Source organism: Lacrimispora xylanisolvens (assembly GCF_002934545.1).
In the GTDB taxonomy this organism is placed as follows: Bacteria; Bacillota; Clostridia; order Lachnospirales; family Lachnospiraceae; genus Lacrimispora; species Lacrimispora xylanisolvens.
Genome location: NZ_PTJA01000017.1, coordinates 22,335 through 46,046, shown reverse-complemented (window position 1 = coordinate 46,046; position 23,712 = coordinate 22,335). Strand labels below are relative to the sequence as shown.

Genomic DNA, 23,712 nt, shown 5'->3' with positions numbered 1-23,712 from the left:
AACTAAAATTATGTGGCATACGGGTGTATCACTTTTAAAGAAAGGCTTGCTATGGGAATAATAAAAACGTCGAAACTGATATTTGATTATATCAGAAAAGATGAAGAAGAAAATATTGAAGAAATTAAACGTGCCATCGACGGTGTGAGCCTGGATCTGGAACAGGGTCAGTTCATTGCGATCCTTGGCCATAACGGATCAGGGAAATCTACCTTTGCCAAACAGCTGAATGCCATATTGCTGCCCACTGAGGGTACGGTATGGATTCAGGATTTAGATACTTCCAGGGAAGAAAATCTATGGGAAGTCCGTAAAAAGACAGGAATGGTTTTTCAAAACCCGGATAATCAGATTATAGGAAATATTGTTGAAGAGGATGTGGGATTCGGTCCTGAAAATCTGGGTGTTCCTACAGAGGAGATCTGGAAACGGGTGGACGAAAGCTTAAAAAGCGTAGGTATGGCAGCATACCGCTTAAAGTCTCCTAACAGGCTTTCTGGCGGTCAGAAGCAGCGTGTTGCAATAGCCGGCGTAATGGCAATGAGACCCCAGTGTATCGTCTTAGATGAGCCTACAGCCATGCTAGATCCTAACGGACGAAAAGAGGTAGTGAAAACCGTTCACGAACTGAACCGGAAAGAGGGAATTACAGTTCTTCTTATCACCCATTACATGGAAGAGGTAACAGGCGCTGACAGAGTGATTGTTATGGATGAGGGTAAGGTTGTAATGGACGGTACGCCACGTGAGATATTCTCACAGGTGGAGAAACTAAAGTCCTACCGTCTGGATGTTCCGCAGGTCACAGAACTTGCTTATGAGTTAAAGCAGAAAGGCCTGGATTTGCCTGATGGGATATTGACACTTGATGAACTGATGGAGAATCTTTTACCGCGGTTTGCAGAGCGTTTCCCAGGAGAAGTGATTCTGGAGAACGGAGGAAGCCATGGCAATTAAAGCAGAGCATATTAATTATGTATATGGAAAAGGCACGGCTTTTGAACAGCATGCATTAAAGGATGTGAACCTGGAGATAGAGGCTGGGGAATTCGTTGGCCTGATCGGACATACCGGTTCGGGAAAATCAACCTTAATCCAGCATTTAAACGGACTGCTCCGTGCTACCGACGGAAAACTATATTATAATGGAAGAAATATTTATGAGGAAGGCTATGATATGCGGGCGCTGAGAAGTCATGTTGGACTGGTATTTCAGTATCCCGAGCATCAGCTTTTCGAAATTGATGTATATACCGATGTCTGTTTCGGCCCTAAAAATCAGGGTCTCAATAAGGAAGAAGCTGGGAAACGGGCAAAGGAAGCCCTTACCATGGTAGGACTTGATGAAAGCTACTATAAGCGGTCTCCCTTCGAACTTTCCGGGGGGCAGAAGCGGCGGGTTGCAATCGCAGGTGTTCTCGCCATGAATCCTGATGTTCTGATTCTTGATGAGCCAACAGCAGGACTGGATCCAAAAGGAAGAGATGAGATTCTGGATCAGATCAAGCGTCTCCATGAGGAACGGAATATGACAATTATTCTGGTGTCTCACAGTATGGAGGATGTGGCACGGTACGTAGACCGGATTCTTGTCATGAATCATGGAGAAAAAGTGTTTGATGATACACCAAAGGAAGTATTTCAGCATTATAAAGAACTGGAAGCAATGGGTCTGGCAGCTCCTGAGATCACATATGTGGTTCAAACCCTGAAATCCCACGGTGTTCCCATTGATACCAGCATTACAACAATTGAAGAGGCCAGAGACGAGATTATAAGGCTTCTGGGAAAATAGACAGGGAGATATTATGCTGAAAGATATTACATTAGGGCAGTATTATCCGGTGGAATCCATTCTTCATAAGCTGGATCCCCGGACAAAGCTGTTTGGGACCATGGTTTTTATCATATCCCTATTTATTGCAAATGATATCTGGGCTTATGTGATTGCGACTGTATTTCTTGCAGCGGCCATTAAGCTCAGTAATGTTCCTCTTAAGTTCATGGTCAGAGGCTTAAAAGCAATTGTATTTCTGCTGCTGATCAGCGTCAGCTTCAATCTGTTTCTGACTCCAGGAACGGCAGTTGTATCTTTGGGATTTTTAAAGATTACAAAGGAAGGATTGATTGTGGCTGGATTTATGGGGATCCGGTTAATCTATCTGGTTGTAGGATCTTCCATCATGACGCTGACCACCACACCCAACCAGCTGACGGACGGTCTGGAAAAGAGTCTTGATTTCTTAAACCGTTTCCATGTCCCGGTTCATGAGGTATCTATGATGATGTCCATTGCACTGCGGTTTATTCCCATTCTGGTTGAAGAGACAGATAAGATCATGAAAGCACAGATGGCAAGAGGTGCAGACTTTGAGACCGGGAATCTGATCCAGAAAGCGAAAAACATGATCCCCCTTCTGGTTCCTCTTTTTATCTCAGCTTTTCGCCGTGCCACAGACCTGGCTATGGCGATGGAAGCAAGATGCTACCGTGGCGGAGAAGGCAGGACGAAGATGAAGCCTCTTAAGTACGGAAATCAGGACAGGGTCACCTATCTGGTGTATGTCCTTTACCTTGCCGTCATCATAGGTCTCCGGATCCTGAGAGTGCAGATCTTTTAAGAACAAGGAGGATTTATGAAACGGGTTAAGATGATCGTTGCCTACGACGGAACCAATTACTGCGGCTGGCAGATTCAGAACAATGGAATCACCATTGAGGAAGTTTTAAACCGGACTCTGACAGACTTATTAAAGGAGCCGATCATTGTAACAGGTGCCAGCAGGACAGATTCCGGAGTGCATTCGGAGGGAAATGTGGCAGTGTTTGATACAGAAAACCGAATGCCTGCAGACAAGATCTGTTTTGCCTTGAACCAAAGGCTGCCAGATGACATACGGGTACTTCACTCGGAAGAGGTATCGGAGACCTACCACCCCAGGAAACAGAACTGCGTTAAAACATATGATTATAAGATCATGAACCGTAAGATCGAAATTCCCACCATGCGGCTGTACAGCTATTTCTGCTATTTTCCTCTTGATGTGGAGAAGATGAGAGAAGCTTCGGCCTATCTGGTGGGAGAACATGATTTTAAAAGCTTCTGTACTGCCAGAGGACAGGCAGAGGAGACGGTGCGTACTATTTATAGCCTTGAGGTTCTAAAGTCTGATGATCTCATAACAATCCGGATCAAGGGCAATGGATTTTTATATAACATGGTAAGAATCATTGCGGGGACCCTGATGAAGGTAGGTATGGGAGTTTATCCCCCCCAGCATGTGGAAGAGATCATAGATGCCAGGGACCGGAACGCAGCAGGGCCAAAAGCAGCAGCGAAAGGTCTTACTCTGGTAAGCCTTGAGTATGAAAAAGAACTTGAGAAAGAAATTAAGGGTGAAAATAAGGAGTGGAGCTATACTCTTTATCAGCATCGGATTCCATCTCATAAGGAAGCAAGTCTGGTAATTCACAGATGCAAGGAAGAAGATTTTGAACGGCTATTGATCCGCGTGGTGCATCAGGCGGTGAGAAACGGAGCTCATACGGTATTGGTAAAAGATGAGGAACGAAAGAATCGGATTATTCCAGGCAGAGCATACGGATTTTACAGTTTTCATTCTGACGAATCAGGGAATGGATGGATGGTAACTGGAAGTCAGCCTGCAAAGCCTTGATTTTAAAGGAAAAAACCCCTGCTTTTACAGGAAAAAAGGTTGACACACAGGTGGAAATGTAATATAATGTATAACTGTGACGTTAGACGAAAATGTTCAAGCCAAGCCCCGGAATGAGCATTTTGTAATATAACTTTTGGAAAGTTGTTTTCAGCTTTTCGAGAAATGGTGACGATTATTCACACCATAATGCTTAAAAACACCATAATTTACAGGAGGTTGTCCAATGAAGACTTTTATGGCTAGTCCAGCAACAATTGAAAGAAAATGGTACGTAGTTGACGCTACAGGATATACATTAGGACGCTTGGCTTCAGAAGTAGCTAAAGTATTAAGAGGAAAAAACAAACCGATTTACACACCACATATGGATTGCGGTGATTATGTAATCGTAGTAAACGCAGATAAGATTGAAGTTACCGGTAAGAAATTAGATCAGAAGATTTACTACAGCCATTCTGACTATGTTGGCGGTATGAAAGAAACAACTTTAAGAGAAATGATGGCTAAAAAGCCTGAAAGAGTTATTGAATTAGCAGTTAAGGGAATGCTTCCAAAGGGACCTTTAGGAAGAAGCATGATAACAAAACTTCACGTATACGCTGGCGCAGAACATGATAACGCTGCTCAGAAACCAGAAGTTTTAGAATTCAAATTTTAATCAGAGGTGCTGAAAGGAGGAAGTTATCATGGCTAATGCAAAATTTTACGGAACAGGTAGAAGAAAAAAATCTATCGCTAGAGTATATTTAGTACCAGGTACAGGTAAGATCACTATCAATAAGAGAGACATCGATCAGTACTTCGGTCTTGAGACATTAAAGGTTGTAGTTCGTCAGCCATTAACAGCAACAGAGACAGTAGATAAGTTCGACGTTTTAGTAAACGTTCACGGCGGTGGTTTCACCGGACAGGCTGGTGCTGTAAGACACGGTATCGCTAGAGCTTTACTGAAAGCTGACATCGAATTCCGTCCAGTTCTTAAAAAAGCAGGGTATTTAACAAGAGATCCAAGAATGAAAGAAAGAAAGAAATACGGCTTAAAGGCAGCTCGTCGTGCGCCGCAGTTCTCAAAGAGATAATAAGATATACAATCCAAAATATTCAAAAACCCAGCAAATGCTTATATTTGCTGGGTTTTTTTAATCTCATTTTTTATTATAGGGCAACGGAAAAACAACCACAAAAACCCTTAAAAAATTGTTGTAGGGAACACACAGAGAACACTAAATTAAGTTTAGGGTATCTAAAAGTACGCTAATATCTAAGTAAGTATAAACACGTTCGTCAGTATCTGGGCACCAGAAAGACCAGCAATTTTTATAGTGGTGGGATTAACTTTCATAGTATCAAGCAGACTGATGCAGTTATGGCGGGTGTCATGTGGCGTGTGATCTATATTTAATTCTTTTAATGTCATAGTCAAATAACAGTCATAATAATTTTGATAAAAAAATATTTTTCTTCAGTAGTACTTAATAAATACTCACATTCATTGTTGTTATACCAGTATTCAGAGAACTTGTAAGTTTTATCGGCAATGGGAACTACTCTTATTCCCGCATCGGTTTTGCTGTCTTGTACATAAAACCATTTTTATGATAAGTAAACATCGGTTTTCCAAACTCCAGAATATATAAGCATAAGGACAGACTGCATATATTCGTTATATTCTACATTTTTCCAAACAGATCTATTTCATCATTGCTAAAGAGTGTGCGATCATATTTATTTGGATTGCCAGCATCTTTTATTTTCACGTATTCAACAATATTACGCCCCATTGTAACAATCTCATTAATGACCACATATTCAAAAAGTTGCCCCTATAAAACTTTTAGCTTTCTAAGAGTAGGATAATTTTTCTCGCTATCGTCCATCACCTGATGAAGGTGAAAAAGTTTAATATCTGCATATCGCATATTATATAAAAAGGTGAAAATACCATAGGTAGCTTAATAACCGTTTATCTTAGATTTTGAAATCTCTTTATATTTTCGTTTGCACCATACATCATATACTTCTGAAAAAGTGTTTTTTAACACGCTTATATCGTAGGAATCTGTATTATAATCGGCAAGTGCCTGCAATGCCTCTAGTTTCAACATCAACAGAATAACTACCGTTTTTTGTACATGGTAAGGCTTTCTGCGCTTGCCATATAATTTCCAATAGACCCGTAGACATCATTTTTTTTACTAGAAAGAAAATTTAAGGATTTTTGCATTTGGCTACACTTTCTATAGCCCAAATGATTATTTTATGTAATTATTGAAGCCAATGACTGTAAAAAGTGTAGCCATATTTCAGAAAATGCGCTTTAAAATAAGTGTAAAATCCGTTTATGGTATTACATAGGAGTGCAGTTATTCACATTACGGAGGGTATATAAGTATGAAGTATGCGAATATATAATTTTGTTGAATCTTAAAATTGTTTTGATATAATAGAACTATAAGTGTCTTTGTTTGAAAATGTATTTTTGATTGCATAATTGGAGAAATAATTTATGCCTGTGAGTTATAAAAAATTATGGAAAATACTTATAGACCGAAACATGAAGAAGAATAACTTAATAAAGTTAGGCAGGAATTAGCACAGCTTTAATGGCTAAGCTAGGATGTAATATAATTTTTACAACGGATGTAACAGTTATAAAATGCAATGTATTGGATTGTGAGATTGTTTAAATGGTTCTAAAGGAATAAATTCATATTTCATAATTGAATGACTTAAATATGGAAATGTATTTGTTGACATATAGGTCTAAAATCTGGGGGGGGGATAAATAATATGAATAAAAATTACAGAAAGATCTATGATGAATTGATTACGAGTCAACTAAAAGCAGTTATAATTGATTATTCTCCGCAGACTCACAATTATATTTATCGAGGTTACACGCATAAAGCAGAGGCAACATCTATGGATGATGTTGTAAAATTAGTTATTGACGATATGATTTTTTATGCATTTTCTGAATCGGAAGTTTTAGAGCTTCATGAAGATCTTGAAATTCTTGAAGATTTACGAGAAGCTGCAAAATATGCGTATAGTCAAAGACTTCCAAAACGATTAAATGCAGATACAGATGGAACATTGGGAGAAGTCTTGCTTGATATTTTTATTCAAGCTTATGCACCAAATGCAGAAAAATTAGTAATTAGAGCTAAGCATACTGAAATAAAGAGTAAAAAAGAAATAACAGGATATGATGCACTGTATTTTACTAAAGAAAATTCAGATATCTGTATCTGGTTAGGACAAGCTAAGGCAGGAAAAAAAGATTATTGTAAAAAAAGTATTGTTGATGACTTAAATGATAAATTTAAAAAAAATTATTTTGCAGATACAGCCTTTTTTATCGCTGATAAGTGTGATACAGAGGAACTTAAAAAAATGCTTAGACAGATAAATAAAATCTGTTTTGAAGCCCAAAAATTTAATTATTCATCAGAGAAGAAAATAAATGAGCTAGTTAATTACTTAAACCTTAATAATGTAAAAATAAAAATCCCTTGTTTGATTGCTTATACAAAAGATATTTATGCCAATGAAGAAAAACTAAAAGAGCATATTATTAGTGAAGTGGAAGAAATAAGAAAAAAGTTTGATGATGAATTGTTTTCAATTGAGGTTGAATTACCTTATGAAGTAGTATTTTACATATTTCCCATTAAAGATGTAAATTATTTGAGAAAAAAGATTATAGAACTAAAGAGGGAGGCAATATAGTATGGAATACTTGTACAAATTGGTTGATTTAATAAACGAGTTTGAGGATGGTAATGATAATGCAGAAAAGCAGATACGAGATTTAGTATGTTATATTTCTGATAATGATGAATATATGAAAAATGAGTTGTATAGAAGTGTTATATTTGAAGCATCTGAAAAGTTAAGAATGTTTGGATATATTAAAGGAAAAAATAAAATATCTGCGTTTGAATTTTCAGAGGATGATTTGTATGATATTAAACATGAAACGATTCAAAATTATTACAGATCTAGAGTGTTTAGTAATAATCTTTTGGATAAAAGACAAAAGCAAGTTGTTGATAGGTTTATGATTCTTGAAAATAAAAGAATGTTAGTGAGTGCACCTACCTCTTTTGGGAAAACATTTTTATTAAGAGAAATAATATATTTGAATAGAGATAGATATAAGAATATACTTTTAGTATTTCCAACAATTGCTTTGTTGAATGAGAATACAGAAAGTATAAATAATCTAATTCAGACTTTTCGGTTGGATTATAAGGTTATTAACAATGTGTATTCTGGGGTTAGCAGTGATAATAAATATATTTTTATACTTACCCCAGAAAGAACATTAAAGTTATTGGCAGATAACGGAAATTTAATAATAGACTTTTTCTTTTTTGATGAGGTATATAAAATTGATGAAGATTTTGATAAAAATGAAGACAGTGTAAAGAATATTGAGGAAATAATCGAAACAAAAGAGGATAAGGGGGGGAGAGCAAAGGCGTTTCGGATTGCGTTATATTTACTGGCCAAGCAAGTGAAAGAGTATTATTTAGCAGGTCCATACTTGAATTTAGATAATGTTAAAAGTGGAATGAAAAAATTTATATTATTGAATAATATAACTACTTTCCAAGTGGAATTTGAACCGACGGTGCGAATTGAAATTGATGCATGGAAAATGAACAGTGTATTATTTCATCCTGTGTTAGGTGAGTCTAAAATACAATTATATGATCATGCAAGTCCAACTACAAAAGAAAAAGTTAGTGGAATTGCAAAATATTTGTACGAGAATAAATTAGGACAAGCAATATTTTATTGCTCAACTCCAAATAGATCTATGCAATACACAAAAGTAATTGTTGATTCTATTAACTGCAAAGAAAGCAGAATACCGCAAGCATTTATTAATCATTTAAAAAGAAAGTATAATGTAAAATATGGAAGTAATAAAAATAGTGTGACATATTGGAGTCTAATAAAGGCTTTAGAAAATGGTATAGGTATTCATCATGGTAAATTTCCTAAATATATACAGAATGAAATTCTTAAAATGTTTAATAATGAAGATTTTAATTTCCTATTTTGTACATCGACAATTATAGAAGGTGTCAATACAAATGCAAAAAATGTTGTTGTAATTAATAATAGTGTTGGAAATACACCCATGACAGCATTTGCATTAAAAAACATAAAGGGAAGAGCTGGACGTTACTATCATCATTCAATTGGACGAGTTTTTTATGCTGATCCAAAACAACGAAATATAGAAAAGACAGACGAAATGCAACTTAATTTTCAAACATTTGATGATATAAATATTTTAAAAACAGATATTGACAATTCTAAAATTGAAGATTTGTCTGAAAAAAATAAAAAAATAAAATCTGAGAGAGAAGATAATTTTGATAAACAGATTTTACCTAATGCAATTTTTATAAAAAACAGATTATATCCAAGGGATCAGCAAGAACGTTATTTGAAATATATTATGATATCTAGTAACTTTGACAAATTTAATGGACTTATCAATAATTCCCATAACATTAACTATTTTTTGACTAAGAAATTAATGAAACCTTTGCTGGAAACATTTGTTGAAACAGGCATTTTAGAAATTAATAAAGGAACTGTATATAATGCAGTGTTGGCAACATATAGCATAAACGGAACAATGGGTGTTCTTGAGTATCATATAAAGCAGTTAGAAAAAGATGAAATCAATTCGTCAGAAGAAAAAATTGATGTCGCATATGTAAATACATTTGATCAAATAAGAACTATTATTGAATATGAAGTTCCTAAATTGTTGTGTTTATTTGAATCTCTGTATCAACAAGCGGGAATAATAAAAGGATATAAAATGGATGAATTCAATTTGTCTGGCATTATTCGATTTTATGAACTTGGCATTACAACCGAATTGGGGTTATTTCTAGTAGAATATGGGTTTCCAATAGATACTATACGTCAATTAGAAAGAAAATTTTCCGCAATACTAAATATGAGTGCTAAGGAAGCAGTTTTCTACTTGGAAAAAAACAGAAAACTTCTGTTAGGACTTATGGATGAGTATGAGATGGGATTATATGAACGTGCTATAATTGCTTTAGAGAAAAGAAAATAAGTGTGAAGGGGGATCGGTATGAATTTAGAAACCGAAACAGAAACAATTGAATTATGCAAATACCTGTGCATGACTAAATTCCGCCATCCTTAAAAGTTGTGGTAATTACTTAAAGAAAAATCTTATATAAAAAATAGAGAATGTTATAAAATCTTATAAATCAGCTTCCAGGTAAAAGAATATAATTAACAAAGACAGGCGGTGAATCCTTTTGAAAAGCATCCGAGGTAACTACTCAGTACAGTTGATATAATCTGTTAGCAGATTGTGCTGAGGTAAATTTTGAAATATGTTAACAGTCTCAACTGTACTGACCCTTTTTCCATTCAGTTTAAATAAAAAAGGAGTACAGGAATGAGCCAAATAAAAGAAATCATAAAAGAGAATAAAAAGGCGATTGCCTTATACGTTATAACAGGTTTATTAATTGCATTTTTAACGAACTATAAAATAAAATATTTTCAAAAAATAATTGATGAGTTCAATGATCACACAATCAGATTAAATACTATTCTGGTATATGGAATTGTATTAATTAGTTTTTACTTGTTAAATTATTTTGACGAATATCCGAAGCAAAAGCTTCGAAATGGTATTTATTTAGATTTTAAAGTACAGGCCTTAAAAAAGGTTAGTAAAATCCAGTATATTGAGTATCAATCTTTGGGTACAGGGAAGCTTACACAAAGCATTGAGAATGGGGCAAATGCAGGAAAAGGAATTGTTTTTGATTATTGGTTGAGCGTTTTCAGGCAATTGATCCCAACCATTTTATTCAGCATCTTTTTTATATGGAAATTGAACCCGTTTATCACTTATTTAATATTGTTCGGTTATGTTTTTGTATTTATCACAACGAATTTACTTTTGAAGTTACTATATTCAATCAAAGAAAAAATCTTGTGCAATGAAGAAATGATGAATCATTATCTGGTCCGTGGATTTATGGAGATGGTGACATTCCGAATGAGCTGCCGATTCCCTTATGAAATAGAAAAGGCAGTAAAGTCGAAAAATGAGATTATAAAATCTAAAGTAAAGATGAATATGATCCATGAAGCATTCTTCACCATATTTGCAATACTTGTGGCATTTCTAAATGTAGGAATCCTTGTATACGCCTGGTTGAATCAATCTGTATCTATAGGAACCTCAGTGGCACTTATTTCTCTGGTTGAAAATGCCTATACACCAATCGCGGTCTTTAATGTATTAACTGTCCAGTATAAACTGGATAAGGCTACATACTGCAGATTTGAAAAAATTCTTAACATGAAAGAGGATGAACAATTAGAGAGAGGAAAGCGTGTTGAAGTAGAACAAGGTGATATCAGGATAACAAATCTTTGCTTTCAATATAATAACAAGAAAGTTATTAATAATTTGAATGTTGAGATTAACAAGGGGGAAAAAATAGCGCTTGTGGGGAGCAGTGGTTCCGGAAAAACAACATTAATTAAACTCTTATTGGGATTATTAAAATATGATCATGGCAGTATTCAGATTGATGGTAGTGAATTAAGGGACATAAACCTGGAAAGTCTGTATAAAAATGTAAGCTATATATCACAGGAAGCTCCGGTATTTGACGGTACGGTCAGAGAAAATATTGTTCATAACCAGAACGAGGATGACCAATACATCCACGAAATATTAAAGAAAATGAAGTTAGCTGATTCAGTGTCAAAAATGGATAGTGGAATTGATACTCTTATCGGTGAACGTGGGATGATATTATCTGGAGGTGAAAGGCAGAGGCTGGCATTAGCCCGGCTGTGGTTTCAAAAAAATAATATTGTTATTATGGATGAAGCGACTTCTGCCTTGGATAATATAACGGAAGAGGCTGTCATGGAAGAGGTAATGAGACTCTTGTCGGATAAAACGGTCATAGCAATTGCACACCGACTAACTTCCATCATAAATTTTGACCGGATTATGGTGTTTAACGATGGCCGTATTGTTGAGCAGGGAACATTTAATGAACTATTAAAGAATGGAATGTATTTTTCTGACTTGTATCATAAGAGCATGCAGTAGACGCGTTTGTAGAGAGGATCATCTCCTCTCTACACTTATATTTTACCATGAAAACGGTTGAAACTCAAGACTACAAAATTTAGCCCAAAAGGGATATACTACTTACACGAATGGAGGTATGTATATGGATGAGCAAAATTGGCTTGAGGTCATGAACCGGCAGCAGTGGATGAAGCAGATACAGGAAACGAACCAGTATACATCAAAATATGGGCTTCAATTATCGGAGGAAGATACGGAACTTTTGATTGAAGAGAAAAACCATACGCTGAAAGCAGAACGCAGAGTTGAATTCGGACAGAGCGTGATTCCACAGATTATATATATATTTTGCGATTCTGCATATATTTCTCAGGATAACTATTTGGATACGTTGATCCGACTCCAGGAAATATTCTTTCTGTATAAGAATGAAATGCAGGATGAGATTACAGATGAAGAGCTGCTTAATTTTATGAAAGAACAATTTGAAGATGTTTGCTATGGGGATCTGGAGTATCTGGAAAGCACTTGTCTTGAAATATTCAGTGAGGCAATCAGGGCTGGTTACAAGGGGTATAAGATTACCCAGGGTAAGGGAGAGTTTTCCAAGATAGACATTGTTCAGAGGTGGGATAAAGATCTATATTTACAGACGTTGAAAGAGCTTTGCTGGAGGTAGTGCGTATGGGGGTTGAGATAGAAGAGGAGATTTATTAAATGGAACCATATTACTATAGTCAGATGAATAAACAGCAACAAAGAATTTACCAGGTCATTAAGAGCGGACTGGAGTCACTTTCACAGAGCTTTGATGTGCAAAGAATCGATGGGGCTGAGCTGAGCGATATCTTTTTTAAGTTGAGATTGGATTGTCCGGAGATATTTTATGCTTCTACTTTTCAATATTCCTTTTACGATAACTCGTCACTTGTAAAGATGAAGCCGGTTTATTTATTTGATAAGAATAAAATTAAAGAACATCAGGTGGCAATGACCGCCAGAGTGGAGAAGCTTGCCAGGGTGGTGAAAGATAAAAGTGATTGGGAGAAGGAACAATACATTCATGATTTTATCTGTGAAAATGTTACTTATGATAAACTGAAAAAGCAGTATTCCCATGAAATCCTGGGGCCGTTGGGGCAGGGCGTGGGCGTTTGTGAGGGAATTGCAAAGTCGGTTAAGATCCTTTGTGACCGGCTTTCTATTCCCTGTATTGTTGTTATTTCTGAGAATAATCCGGAAAAGAACATCAAATACAGACACGCCTGGAACGTGATTCGGATTAATGGGGTGTGGTATCATCTGGATGCCACATTTGATAATACATTAGGAAAGAAAGAACTGAGGTATGACTATTTTAACCTGGATGATAAAGGGATCTTTAAGGATCATGAGCCTGTGATATATAAGGTCCCGGTGTGTGGCGATGGAGATCATTTCTTCTATAAGGATAAGAAACTTTCTTTCACCAAATTGGAGGATATTAAAAAACGCTGCCAACAGGCAATTAAAAAGGGGAAAGTATTAACATTTCATTGGAGAGGCGGATACCTTACTAAGACTGTTATGGAAGAACTATTGCAAATTATTGTGGGTGAAGCAAAGGAAAAAGGCAGACACAGTCAGATTACCATTAACTGGCCTCAGGCGGTTGTACGTGTGAAATTCCTTGAGGAGCAGATGGAAGATTCGGTGAAAATGGAGGATGCATACGAAGAGGAAAATGATGCGGAAATGTAGGGCCATAAAAAATTGACAGGAAGAGGAACTGGGTTGTTTGCAGCGCCTTAGAATACTTCTACAAAAAATTAAAATATTTTGTCACAAATGCTAAGTTCTGGTTGTCTAATAATAGACACATAAAATTAAGGAGGAACAAGTCATGCAAAACGAAATATTTGATTTATTTGACAAGGCGGTTGAAGGAGACAGGGAGGCACTGGAAGAATTAATCCTAAGTGTGAAGGATATGATCTATAACCTGTCTCTTCGAATGCTTGGAATGCCTTTTGATGCTGAGGATGCAACCCAGGAAATTATTATTAAAGTTATCACTCAGCTTTCTTCATTCCGGAAAGAAAGTGCATTTTCTACCTGGGTGTACCGCATCGCCGCAAATTATTTAATCAATTACAAAAAGTCTATGTTTGCACAGCATCAGCTCAGTTTTGAATTTTATGGGCAGGATATTGATAATGGGTTCATCCATAATACAAATCAATTAACCCAAAATGTGGACGAGAATCTTCTGGCTGATGAATTAAAACATTCCTGCACAAATGTTATGCTTCAGTGCCTGGATGCGGAAAGCCGTCTGATTTATGTACTTGGTGTTATGTTTAGAGTTGACAGTAAGATTTGCGCTGAAATTCTGGAAATTTCACCAGAAGCATATCGCCAGCGCCTTTCACGCACTCGAAAACAGGTTGGAGAATTTTTGAGTGAATATTGCGGTTTGTCTCAGACTGGTAAATGTAATTGCAAGAAGCGGGTAGGATACGCCATACATACAAAACGGTTGGAACCCAATAAATTAGAGTATAGCAATATGTCCATAGCGGACGAAAAATCCATCTTTAGTTTCACTCAGGCAATGGATGAGATGGATCAGATGTCCCTTATTTTCGCACAGCTGCCCAAGTACCGCTCGCCAGATGTAATCCATAGATTTATTAAAGATCTTTTGGGTTCCTCCGCAATGAGAGTGGTTGCCGGAGCTGGTGAGGAGGTAACCGTATGAGAGAATTCTTTTTGACGTTGCTGATTGGGATTGTGGCAGGAATACTTGATGTGCTGCCGATGATAAAAATGAAGCTTGATAAGTATTCCATCGCTTCTGCATTTGTATTTTATCTGATTCTACCTTTTGTGATATTTAACCTTAATTTATATGGAATTGTATGGTGGATGAAAGGTGGTATGATTGGATTTGGCTTAGCCTTACCGGTTATCATCCTTGTGGCCAGGGAAGATAAAAAATCGATGGTTCCCATGGTTGTTATGTCGATAATATTGGGAACGGTCATTAGTACTGCCGGCTATTATTTGATTTAAAACCATGTATCAGAGCCGGTTTTCCTGTATTGCAGTGCGGTATTCTTTGGGGGTGGCACCAACCAGATCTTTAAACTGCTTGGTGAAATAACTGGGGCTTGAGAAACCACAGTCAAAAGCAATATCAGTTATGGGGGCATCTGTGGTTGAAAGCTGCTCTGCGGCTTTAAACAGCCGCCTCCGCTGAATATACGCCATCGGGCTGTAATGGAGATACCGGCTGAATATGCGCTGGCATTCTCTTGTACAGATATTTGCTGTATCCGCAATTTCTTTTACCGTCATCACATTTCTTAGATTTTCGTCAATCCATTCCAACATTTGCTTCAAACGGGATTCCTGAATCGTCGGCACTCTGCGTGAGGGCATAGTCTGATGCTTTTCCTTTGTATAAAGCAGTATTTTTGAAATTGCTTCCCGGACTTCAAATTCATAACCGGGTTTCTCCTCCGCGCAGGCATTAAAGGCAATTTCAAACTGCTGAAAAAACGATTTATCTTCAGCCTCTCTTCCGAATTTCAAAAAATCTGGTCCTGCATTTAATAAAGGACGTACATACATCGTATCAAAAACACTTCCCGGCGTACCGCCTACAATACCAGAGTCAAATACAAAAGAATGATAGATACAGGGAGAAGGCACAATCGCAGTAAAGGAATGCAGAACACCAGTATTGATAAAGCAACCTTCGCCAGCTTCCACGTAATAAGAATTGTCTCCAATCTGAATCAGAACACTGCCTTGCAGTAAAATAAAAACTTCTAATTCCAAATGCCAGTGGGAAGGGATGCAATCAGCAAAATATTGGTGGATATCTCCTTCATTAGCAAGCAGGTCAAAAAGCCGGAAGCCCTGATCCTGCAATTCCTTTCTGTGGCTGTCTGTTGAAACATAATTTCTGTTTCGAATCATTTAGATCCCCTCTTTTGTCGCTTTTTTTATAGTATATGACGTTTCCGTGAAAGCGGCAAGTATTATTTATGTATATAATGAGAGTAGGAAATACAGATAAAATGTGGGTTTCTGATGCTGCATCAGTCATGTGTCGGGGAGGAGGAGTTTTATGCAGATGAATTACAAAAGTCGCGTTCTTGATATGACGAAAGGCAGCCCGTTTCAATTGCTTCTCTATTTTTCGCTGCCACTTTTTTTCGGAAATTTATTGCAGCAGCTATATAGTCTGGCGGATGCGTCAATCGCAGGTCATCTGTTAGGGGATGTGGCTTTGGCAGAAATTGGTGCAACGGCGGCATTATACAGCCTTATTACAAATTTTGTTTTTGGATTAAATAATGGCCTGGCTCTGATTGTGAGCAAGTATTTTGGCGCAGGAGAAAAAAAGGAGATGAAGCAGGCTGTCTGCTATATGGTCACCATCGCCTGTGTCTTTGCAGTACTCCTTACTACTCTTTTTTTGTTGTTCCGACATTCACTTTTAGTAATACTTCAGATACCAGAGGATACTCTGGAGGGAGCCCTTAACTACTTTACCATTATTCTGGCGGGAATCCCTTTGTCCATGGCGTATAATCTGGAATTCAGTTTACTTCAGGCAGTTGGCAACAGCTTTACGCCGCTGCTGTTTTTACTCTTTAGCAGTGTGCTGAATGTAGGACTGGACTATCTGTTTATGGGAAATCTGGCAATGGGAGTACAGGGGGCGGCGATAGCGACTGTGCTTGCGCAGGGAGTCAGTGGGGTATTATGCTTTTTTTATATTGTAAAAAATTATAGAGAACTATGCTTTGAGAAAAAGGATTTCCTTGTAAAGCCTGCCTTTGTTTTTAAAATGCTCTGGACAGGGCTCAGTATGGCACTTATGAGCACCATTTATAACATTGGCAGTGTCGTTTTACAAAGCAGTATCAATGCACTGGGCAGTGTCTATATAGCAGCCCAGATGGGAGCACGCCGTCTGGCTGAACTATTCTATAATCCGGGGCTTGCTCTGGCGGCAAGTATTGCTACTTATTCCAGCCAGAATTATGGAGCCAATCGCAATACACGAATCGGTAAAGGGATCAAGACGGCCTTGCTTATCTACGGCGTCTGGTGGCTGTTTGCTGTTACGTTTGTATTTATGCTTGGGGAAAATGCAGTAAAGCTCATTACGGGGAGTGTCAGCCAGGAAGTTGTTTCCAGTGCAGTTCTTTACCTTCAAATCAGTATACCAATGATTCCGCCAATGGCATTTCTTGTAATTATGCGGAGCGCATTGCAGGGGATGGCTCATCCAGGGCTGCCACTTCTATGCAGCGTAATCGAACTGATTGGAAAAGTATGGTTTTCCCTTATGATCGTACCTGTGTGGGGATATCTGGCTGTATGTATCTGTGAGCCTGTCTTATGGGTCATTTGCGCGCTGGTTATTTTAGCCGCTCCATTCGTTTACCGCAGGGAATTTGCCTGAGTGAGACGGTAGAGAGGAGTTGTTTATGAAAACTGTTTTATTAGGTGATTTAGAACCAATGGCTTATAAAGTGATTCAGGCAATTGAGTCAGAATCCCGGAACGTTAAGAATACAATTTCCCTCAACACTGGGATTCGTATATTGGAACAATATCAGACCCTTGCTGACTGTTACGTTTATTTTTATGATTCACAAAGAGATATGAAATGTGGCATTTACAATGGTTCCACTTTGCTGTGTGACGGGGAAACCCTGATTCCCAACAGCTGTGGATTTTTAAACCAGGCATCCAAATCGGAGGCATTTGATATGATTGGAATGATTCCATGTTCCTCCGATTTCCGATTATCAAGAATGGTAGGCATTGCAAATGAGATCAGAATTATTTCCAATAACCGTGTGGAAGTCACACTGAACCAGGCGTCTGTCCTTGTTATCATTGCCCGGATTTCAGCAGGAGAATTAAATTATTTAAAAAGAGAGAGGAACAGAGCATGATGGAAGCAGTAATTTTTGATTTGGACGGATTGTTAATCGATAGTGAAGTGATATCATATCAATTATACCAGGAGCTACTAAACAAATATGGACACTCTTTTACCATAGAGAATTATGCGCAAAACTATAGCGGAAAAACAGAACTGGGTAATATGGAAACTCTGGTGGATCTTTATCAGCTTCCGATTTCTGTACAGGAAGGACTGGATTACACGCTATCACGGGAGAAAGAGTATTTTATAAAAGGAGTTTCATTAAAACCAGGCGTCAGAGAGCTGTTGGATTATTTAAAGAAAAATAAATACAAAATCGCTTTGGCATCATCCAGTACCAAAGACAGAGCATTGTTTGCTTTGGTGCAACATGGAATAGATGGCTGTTTTGATGAAATGGTATTTGGTACAGAAGTTGAAAAGGGAAAACCCAATCCGGATATATTTTTGAAGGCATGTAAAAAATTAAAGGTTGATCCTGAAAAATGTCTTGTACTGGAAGATAGTGAGGCCGGTATACAAGCTTCATACTCTGCCCGGATTCCTGTGATCTGCATACCGGATATGAAAAAACCAACTATAAAATATCAAAGCATGACAGAAACCATTCTGCCATCTTTATTGGAGGTAATATTTTATCTGGAGAAGGAAACCGCAAAAGAAACGGAGAATTAAGTATCTCACCACCCAAAATATATTGATAAAAAACTTGATTATATCCAATGTTGGATATATAATGACTTTATCATTACAGATGAGGTGCTTTTCATGGTACAATTATTTATTCTTTTCTTTTTTAGTATTAAGCCGACTCATGGATATGAAATTCAAAGGTTTATCAGTCTCAATCGCATGTCGGAATGGAATAACATAAAATCCGGTTCTATCTATTATGCAATTAGGAAATTAGAAAAAGACGGATATATCAGAATGATTGATAAACCAGAAGAAGGAGAAAAGAAAAAGCAGATTTATGAAATAACACAAAAGGGCAGAGATGTACTTAAGATATTGGCATATAAGGAGATGGGCAGGCCTTTGCAGGGAGCAGCATCGGAAAAATTTCTTTTATATCCCATAATTGCCAGTCTTCAGAAAGAAGAGATCATTCAATGCGTGGAAAACCATATGGGTGATTTAAAAGTACAGAAAAACCGGATTAATGACTGGAGAAAAGAGAAGGAGCAAGACCCCTGTTCCATGGAAGTAATTACTTTGGATTATATGATTACAACCATAGAAAGCCAGATAAACTGGCATAGACTGATGTTAGACAATCTGGACAAAATCATTCAGGAAACAGATGAGATTGCAGCGCTGATTAAAGAAACAAACTTTATGAATTATGAATTATGAATGTTAAATTGTGAATCATGCACCAAAACGAAACTATGGTTTTGGTGCAAAAAAAATATCTATATATCCAACGTTGGATAGTAAGGAGCGGAAAATGAATGTTCTGGTTATATCAGGAAGTCCCAGGAGGAAAGACAGTTATCAGGTCTGCATGGAGATTTGGAATGAATTAAAGAAATATGATTCTGGGATTGAGTTCGAGTATTTACAATTGAGCCAGTCCAGTATTTCAGAATGCAGGGGCTGCGCCATCTGCTTTCAAAAAAGTGAATTATTATGTCCCTGTAAGGATGATGAGATCAGGTCAATAAAAGAGAAGATGAAAAATGCAGATGCAATTATTCTATCCAGTCCAGTCTATGCCTATCAGGTTACGGGTCAGATGAAACTGTTTATTGATCGTTTGTCTTATTTATTTCACAGACCGGAGTTTTGTGGGAAACCGGTACTGATTGTAGTTACCACAGATGGAGGAGGGAGCAAACAGGTTTATAAGTACTTAAAAATGACAGTATCCGGTTGGGCAATGGATCTGGTGGGGGATGTACAGATTATTTCGCCTATGTATTTTGAGAACAGAGAGCCCAAAAGTGTTTTTAAGTTTAATAAGCGCATTTATGCAAAAGGACAGAAGAGAATAAAAATTCTGGCAAAAAAGCTATATGAAAAAATGGGGCAGAGCAATAAAAAAGTACCTACATTCTATGATATATTTTTATTTAACTGCCTGCGAAGTAAAATATATACATCAGATGCAGATCGTATTTACTGGAGAAATAAGGGCTGGATTGATGCTCCTTACTTTTTTGATGTGGATATAAATCCAGTAAAACGTTTCTTTGGAAAAGTGATGAAAAGGCTTATTGATATCCTTGGAAAAAAGATATCTACAGGCGCTTAGTCTTTATTTCCAATCTCTGTATTGCGAAAGTTAAGATTTCGATATTTTAAAGGAGTCATTCCAGTCTTCTTATGAAATATCTCTGTAAAATAGCTTTGATTGGGAAACGCCAATATAGAGGAGATCTGCGAAGGGGAGTAGTCAGAATAAATCAGCATATTACTGGCAGTCTCGATCTTTTTATCCCTGATATACTGGCTCACTGTCATGCCTACTTCTTTTTTGAAAAGGCGGGATAAATAGGAGGAGTTTAAACCGATGGCAGATGCAAGTGTTTCTATGGTGATTCGGGTATGGAGGTTGTCACAGATATAGTCAATGCATGCCGCTACATGTCTTGAGGTCGCTTTATTTTTCCTTATAAATTTCATGCGTTTTGCATAGTCCAGACACATAATGGGATGCACCGCGGCAACTTCTTCCGGCTTCGTACAGCTATCCGCTTTTTGTATATAAAAATCGCTGAGACTGAAGGCTGTTGACAGTTCCATTCCCCCCTCCATACAATATCTGGCCACCAGTGCAGCAGTAATAACAAAATGGTATTTTATATTTTGCAGGTGATTAAACGAAAGAATGCCAAGTCCATTCTTTGATAAAAGAGATTCCTGGCAAAGTTCCAGAACTTTTGTGGTATTTCCTGATTTTATGACAGAATAAAATTCCTGCTCGGGTGTATAAGGCGCGCGGATTAAATTATTTTCTCTTCTCACAAATTCCTGAAATGCCAGTTCTTTTTTTATATTCATGGGAAAAGCCCTCCATTGCACCGTTATTTTCTTTTGATATTATATCATGAAAACAACATAAAAGAAAAGAAAATGATATCATTTGCCTGTCAGATCAGATAGTATAAAATTATCTGAAAGGAAAGGTAGTGAAGCGATATGAAACTGAAAAGAGGGTTAAATTTAGGGGGATATTTATCTCAGTGCACTCACAATATGCAGCATTACAGTACATTTATAGGAAAAGCGGATATTGAGCAGATTGCAGCATGGGGATTTGATCATATCCGCCTTCCCATTGATTACGAAGTTCTGGAAGATCAGGAAGGCAATCCCAAAGAGGAAGGTTACCGGCTGGTTCATAGCATTTGTGACTGCTGCAGGACAAATAAGCTGGATGTAATCCTTGATCTGCACAAAGCGTATGGCTATGATTTTAATGATGCAGGGAACAGGGAGAAAAATGATTTGTTTCATAATTCCTATTTACAGGAACGTTTTGTGGATCTTTGGCACAGGATTGCAACGGAATTTAAAAACTACGATAACGTAGCCTTTGAATTGCTCAACGAGGTTGTAGAGAAGGAAAATGCGTTGCTTTGGAATGACCTGATCGACAAAACGGTGACGGCAATCCGTAAAATTGATACATTTGTACCCATTATTTATGGGGGAATACAGTGGAACAGCGCAAGCACATTAAAATTACTGAAAAAACCGGAAGATAAAAATATTATCTTTACTTTTCACTTTTATGAGCCTCTTTTGTTTACCCACCAAAAGGCCCATTGGGTCAAACAGATGGATCCACAAAAGGATGTCTTTTATCCCGAAAGCATGGAGTATTACCGCACACAGTCTGCCGCACTTGGAGAACAGGGGGAAGCAGTCCTAAACTCAACGGCTGAGACAATTGGAAAAGAGTTTTTAGAGATAATGGTGAAGGGTGCAGTTCTGGCTGCACAAAAAGCTGGCACTCAGCTGTACTGCGGGGAGTTTGGTGTGATTGACCAGGCACCTGTTCCGGACACACTGCGATGGTTCCGTGACGTACATGACATATTTGAGAAGTATCAGATTGGCTGTTCCATATGGACTTACAAAGAGATGGATTTTGGACTGACAGGAAAGCATTATGATGATATCAGGGAAGAAATAATACAGATATGGACCCAGGAACAGTTATGCAGTTGCCAAACTGAGGCTTGACGAAACAAAAAAAGCATGATAATATTTGTTCAATTAAATATTTGCATTACAAAGAATTAACTATAATTCTGAGTATAAGAAAAGGCTATGAAAAGAAAGAGTAGCATTTTCAATTCCAAACAGAAAGATGCCGGTTGATGAGAGGCTCATGGATAGAAAGTGTGAATACATCTTGGAGCTGCGCACCGAACCGATTTAAGAAGTAGGCTGCGACGGAGAGCACACCGTAATCAGGTGCAAGGGTATCGCCACGGCCGTACCCGATGAGGTAGACAATGTGAGTTGTCTATAAACTTAAGGTGGTAACACGAGAGTCACTCTCGTCCTTTTGGAAACAGAAGGACGGGAGTTTTTTTATTTGATTTAACTCAGCTCTTTTTTCTGGATTTCTTATCAGGCATGCAAATATTAAAAATAATATTATAAGGAGAATTTGAGTTATGTTAACACCAAAAGAGCAAATGCGTATTATCTGCAAAGGAGTTCACCAGTGTGTAAATGAGGAGGAGCTTCTTGCCAGACTGGAACAATCTTATAAACAGGAAAAGCCGCTGATCATTAAATTAGGACTTGACCCTTCTGCACCCGATATTCATCTGGGGCATGCTGTGGTTTTAAGAAAGATCAGACAGATGCAGGAGCTTGGACATCAGGCAGTTATTATAATCGGAGACTTTACAGGCAGGATCGGGGACCCCACTGGGAAATCAAAAGGAAGAGTGGCATTGACCGACGAAAAGGTAAAGGAAAATGCAATGACTTACTGTGAACAGATATTTAAAATACTGGACAGAGAAAAAACAATGGTAAGATTCAACAGTGAATGGCTTTCAAAGCTGAATTTTGAAGATGTGATAAAACTGGCTGCAACGTCTACGGTTGCCAGGATGCTGGAACGGGATGATTTTCAGAACCGTTATAAGAGTGGTGTTCCCATTGGAATCCATGAATTTTTTTACCCGCTGATGCAGGCTTACGATTCTGTAGAAATAAAAGCAGATATTGAATTAGGGGGGACAGATCAGACCTTTAACATTTTGATGGGGCGAACGCTTCAAAAGTCTATGGGAACTGACCAGCAAATCGCATTATTTATGCCAATTCTTGAAGGACTTGATGGCATAGAGAAAATGAGCAAAAGCCTGGGAAATTATATCGGAGTGAGTGAGCCGGCAGAAGTGATGTTTAAAAAGGTGATGGAAGTGCCGGATGATCTTATCATTAAGTATTACGAGCTGACAACCGATGAACATCCTGACGAAATCGACAGAGTGAAAGCTGAGTTAATAAGGGGAGTCAATCCCCGGGATATTAAGTATCAATTAGCAAAAATTATTACAGGTTTATATCACAATGCAGAAGAAGTGCAAAACGCAATCACTTACTATGAAATGGCGTTTAGCAAAAAAGCAATTCCCAATGATATTCCAGTATTGCTTCTGGATCTGGAGAAAGATACGGTAAATGACAGCATACCCGGACTAATTGAACTGGGATATATAAAAAGCAGAAGTGAGTTTATCCGCCTAATAAGACAGGGCGGAATCCAGATCAATGGTGAAAAAATGGATGAGGACGAAATAAACAGTGTTCTGATTAATGGCGATGTCATGAGGATCGGCAAAAAAAGATTTATAAAAATTAATAAATAATGTGATCTCCCGCCAGTTTCTGGTGGGAGATATAAAAGTAATGATTGACGATGGGGATAATATGTGTTATCTTAAGTGTAATTGGAAGTATTA

The 23,712-nt window shown here is 37.6% G+C and carries 22 protein-coding genes and 1 other annotated feature; of the genes, 20 read left to right on the top strand and 2 right to left on the bottom strand.

The features are described 5' to 3' along the window. Positions 1-51 precede the first annotated feature (51 nt). From BXY41_RS24080 to BXY41_RS24015, 13 genes are all read left to right on the top strand, one after another. Entirely contained in the window at positions 52-957 is a 906-nt protein-coding gene (locus tag BXY41_RS24080; protein ID WP_104439433.1) for an energy-coupling factor transporter ATPase, read from the top strand. Next, positions 947-1,795: an energy-coupling factor transporter ATPase gene (locus BXY41_RS24075; RefSeq protein ID WP_104439432.1), complete on the top strand. Its 849-nt coding sequence runs from the start codon at positions 947-949 to the stop codon at positions 1,793-1,795. The genes BXY41_RS24080 and BXY41_RS24075 overlap by 11 nt, the downstream gene beginning before the upstream one ends. Positions 1,796-1,808: 13 nt before the next feature. After that, entirely contained in the window at positions 1,809-2,621 is an 813-nt protein-coding gene (locus BXY41_RS24070) for an energy-coupling factor transporter transmembrane component T family protein (protein WP_104439431.1), read from the top strand. Between the two features lie 15 nt (positions 2,622-2,636). Then, positions 2,637-3,677 carry a tRNA pseudouridine(38-40) synthase TruA gene (gene truA / locus BXY41_RS24065; protein ID WP_104439430.1) on the top strand — a complete coding sequence of 347 codons (1,041 nt, stop codon included), beginning with the start codon at positions 2,637-2,639 and terminating at the stop codon, positions 3,675-3,677. A 226-nt stretch (positions 3,678-3,903) separates the two neighbouring features. After that, positions 3,904-4,338 (top strand): 50S ribosomal protein L13, encoded by a 435-nt coding sequence (gene rplM, locus BXY41_RS24060; protein WP_104439429.1) that lies wholly within the window; start codon positions 3,904-3,906, stop codon positions 4,336-4,338. Positions 4,339-4,366: 28 nt separating this feature from the next. Then, positions 4,367-4,759: a 30S ribosomal protein S9 gene (gene rpsI, locus BXY41_RS24055; RefSeq protein WP_104439428.1), complete on the top strand. Its 393-nt coding sequence runs from the start codon at positions 4,367-4,369 to the stop codon at positions 4,757-4,759. 1,711 nt (positions 4,760-6,470) lie between these two features. Further along, entirely contained in the window at positions 6,471-7,412 is a 942-nt protein-coding gene (locus BXY41_RS24045) for a Hachiman antiphage defense system protein HamA (RefSeq protein WP_104439427.1), read from the top strand. 1 nt (position 7,413) lies between these two features. Further along, on the top strand, positions 7,414-9,795 hold the full coding sequence (locus tag BXY41_RS24040; protein ID WP_104439426.1) for a DEAD/DEAH box helicase: 2,382 nt from the start codon (positions 7,414-7,416) through the stop codon (positions 9,793-9,795). Positions 9,796-10,149: 354 nt separating this feature from the next. Then, positions 10,150-11,835, top strand: a complete 1,686-nt coding sequence (locus tag BXY41_RS24035; RefSeq protein ID WP_104439425.1) for an ABC transporter ATP-binding protein — start codon at positions 10,150-10,152, stop codon at positions 11,833-11,835. Between the two features lie 124 nt (positions 11,836-11,959). After that, a complete protein-coding gene (locus BXY41_RS24030; protein WP_104439424.1) occupies positions 11,960-12,496 on the top strand; it encodes a DUF6323 family protein in 537 nt (178 codons plus the stop codon). 38 nt (positions 12,497-12,534) lie between these two features. Further along, positions 12,535-13,557 carry a transglutaminase domain-containing protein gene (locus BXY41_RS24025; RefSeq protein WP_104439423.1) on the top strand — a complete coding sequence of 341 codons (1,023 nt, stop codon included), beginning with the start codon at positions 12,535-12,537 and terminating at the stop codon, positions 13,555-13,557. Positions 13,558-13,699: 142 nt separating this feature from the next. Continuing rightward, positions 13,700-14,557 (top strand): RNA polymerase sigma factor, encoded by an 858-nt coding sequence (locus tag BXY41_RS24020; RefSeq protein ID WP_104439422.1) that lies wholly within the window; start codon positions 13,700-13,702, stop codon positions 14,555-14,557. Beyond that, complete coding sequence (locus tag BXY41_RS24015; RefSeq protein WP_104439421.1) at positions 14,554-14,871, top strand: hypothetical protein; 318 nt, start codon at positions 14,554-14,556, stop codon at positions 14,869-14,871. Before BXY41_RS24020 ends, BXY41_RS24015 begins: the two co-directional genes overlap by 4 nt. A 9-nt stretch (positions 14,872-14,880) precedes the next feature. On the opposite strand, the gene BXY41_RS24010 is transcribed toward BXY41_RS24015, so the two are convergent. After that, positions 14,881-15,783 (bottom strand): AraC family transcriptional regulator, encoded by a 903-nt coding sequence (locus tag BXY41_RS24010; protein ID WP_104439420.1) that lies wholly within the window; start codon positions 15,781-15,783, stop codon positions 14,881-14,883. 157 nt (positions 15,784-15,940) lie between these two features. On the opposite strand from BXY41_RS24010, the gene BXY41_RS24005 reads away from it, so the two are divergent. The 5 genes from BXY41_RS24005 (at position 15,941) to BXY41_RS23985 (ending at position 20,030) form a co-directional block, all read left to right on the top strand. Continuing rightward, positions 15,941-17,281, top strand: coding sequence for an MATE family efflux transporter (locus BXY41_RS24005; RefSeq protein ID WP_242980370.1), 1,341 nt, complete (start codon positions 15,941-15,943; stop codon positions 17,279-17,281). A gap of 25 nt (positions 17,282-17,306) precedes the next feature. Beyond that, complete coding sequence (locus BXY41_RS24000; protein WP_104439418.1) at positions 17,307-17,780, top strand: hypothetical protein; 474 nt, start codon at positions 17,307-17,309, stop codon at positions 17,778-17,780. Beyond that, entirely contained in the window at positions 17,777-18,448 is a 672-nt protein-coding gene (locus tag BXY41_RS23995; RefSeq protein ID WP_104439417.1) for an HAD family hydrolase, read from the top strand. The genes BXY41_RS24000 and BXY41_RS23995 overlap by 4 nt, the downstream gene beginning before the upstream one ends. Before the next feature lie 93 nt (positions 18,449-18,541). Beyond that, a complete protein-coding gene (locus BXY41_RS23990) occupies positions 18,542-19,129 on the top strand; it encodes a PadR family transcriptional regulator (RefSeq protein WP_104439416.1) in 588 nt (195 codons plus the stop codon). A 94-nt stretch (positions 19,130-19,223) separates the two neighbouring features. Further along, complete coding sequence (locus BXY41_RS23985; RefSeq protein ID WP_104439415.1) at positions 19,224-20,030, top strand: flavodoxin family protein; 807 nt, start codon at positions 19,224-19,226, stop codon at positions 20,028-20,030. Here BXY41_RS23985 and BXY41_RS23980 read toward each other — a convergent pair. Beyond that, entirely contained in the window at positions 20,027-20,779 is a 753-nt protein-coding gene (locus BXY41_RS23980; RefSeq protein ID WP_104439414.1) for an AraC family transcriptional regulator, read from the bottom strand. The genes BXY41_RS23985 and BXY41_RS23980 overlap by 4 nt on opposite strands. 138 nt (positions 20,780-20,917) lie before the next feature. Between BXY41_RS23980 and BXY41_RS23975 the strand changes: the two genes are divergently transcribed. Next, positions 20,918-21,967 (top strand): glycoside hydrolase family 5 protein, encoded by a 1,050-nt coding sequence (locus BXY41_RS23975; protein WP_104439413.1) that lies wholly within the window; start codon positions 20,918-20,920, stop codon positions 21,965-21,967. Positions 21,968-22,045: 78 nt separating this feature from the next. Then, positions 22,046-22,298: a binding site (T-box leader), on the top strand. Positions 22,299-22,407: 109 nt separating this feature from the next. Beyond that, complete coding sequence (gene tyrS / locus BXY41_RS23970) at positions 22,408-23,619, top strand: tyrosine--tRNA ligase (protein ID WP_104439412.1); 1,212 nt, start codon at positions 22,408-22,410, stop codon at positions 23,617-23,619. The last annotated feature ends 93 nt before the right edge of the window (positions 23,620-23,712 follow it).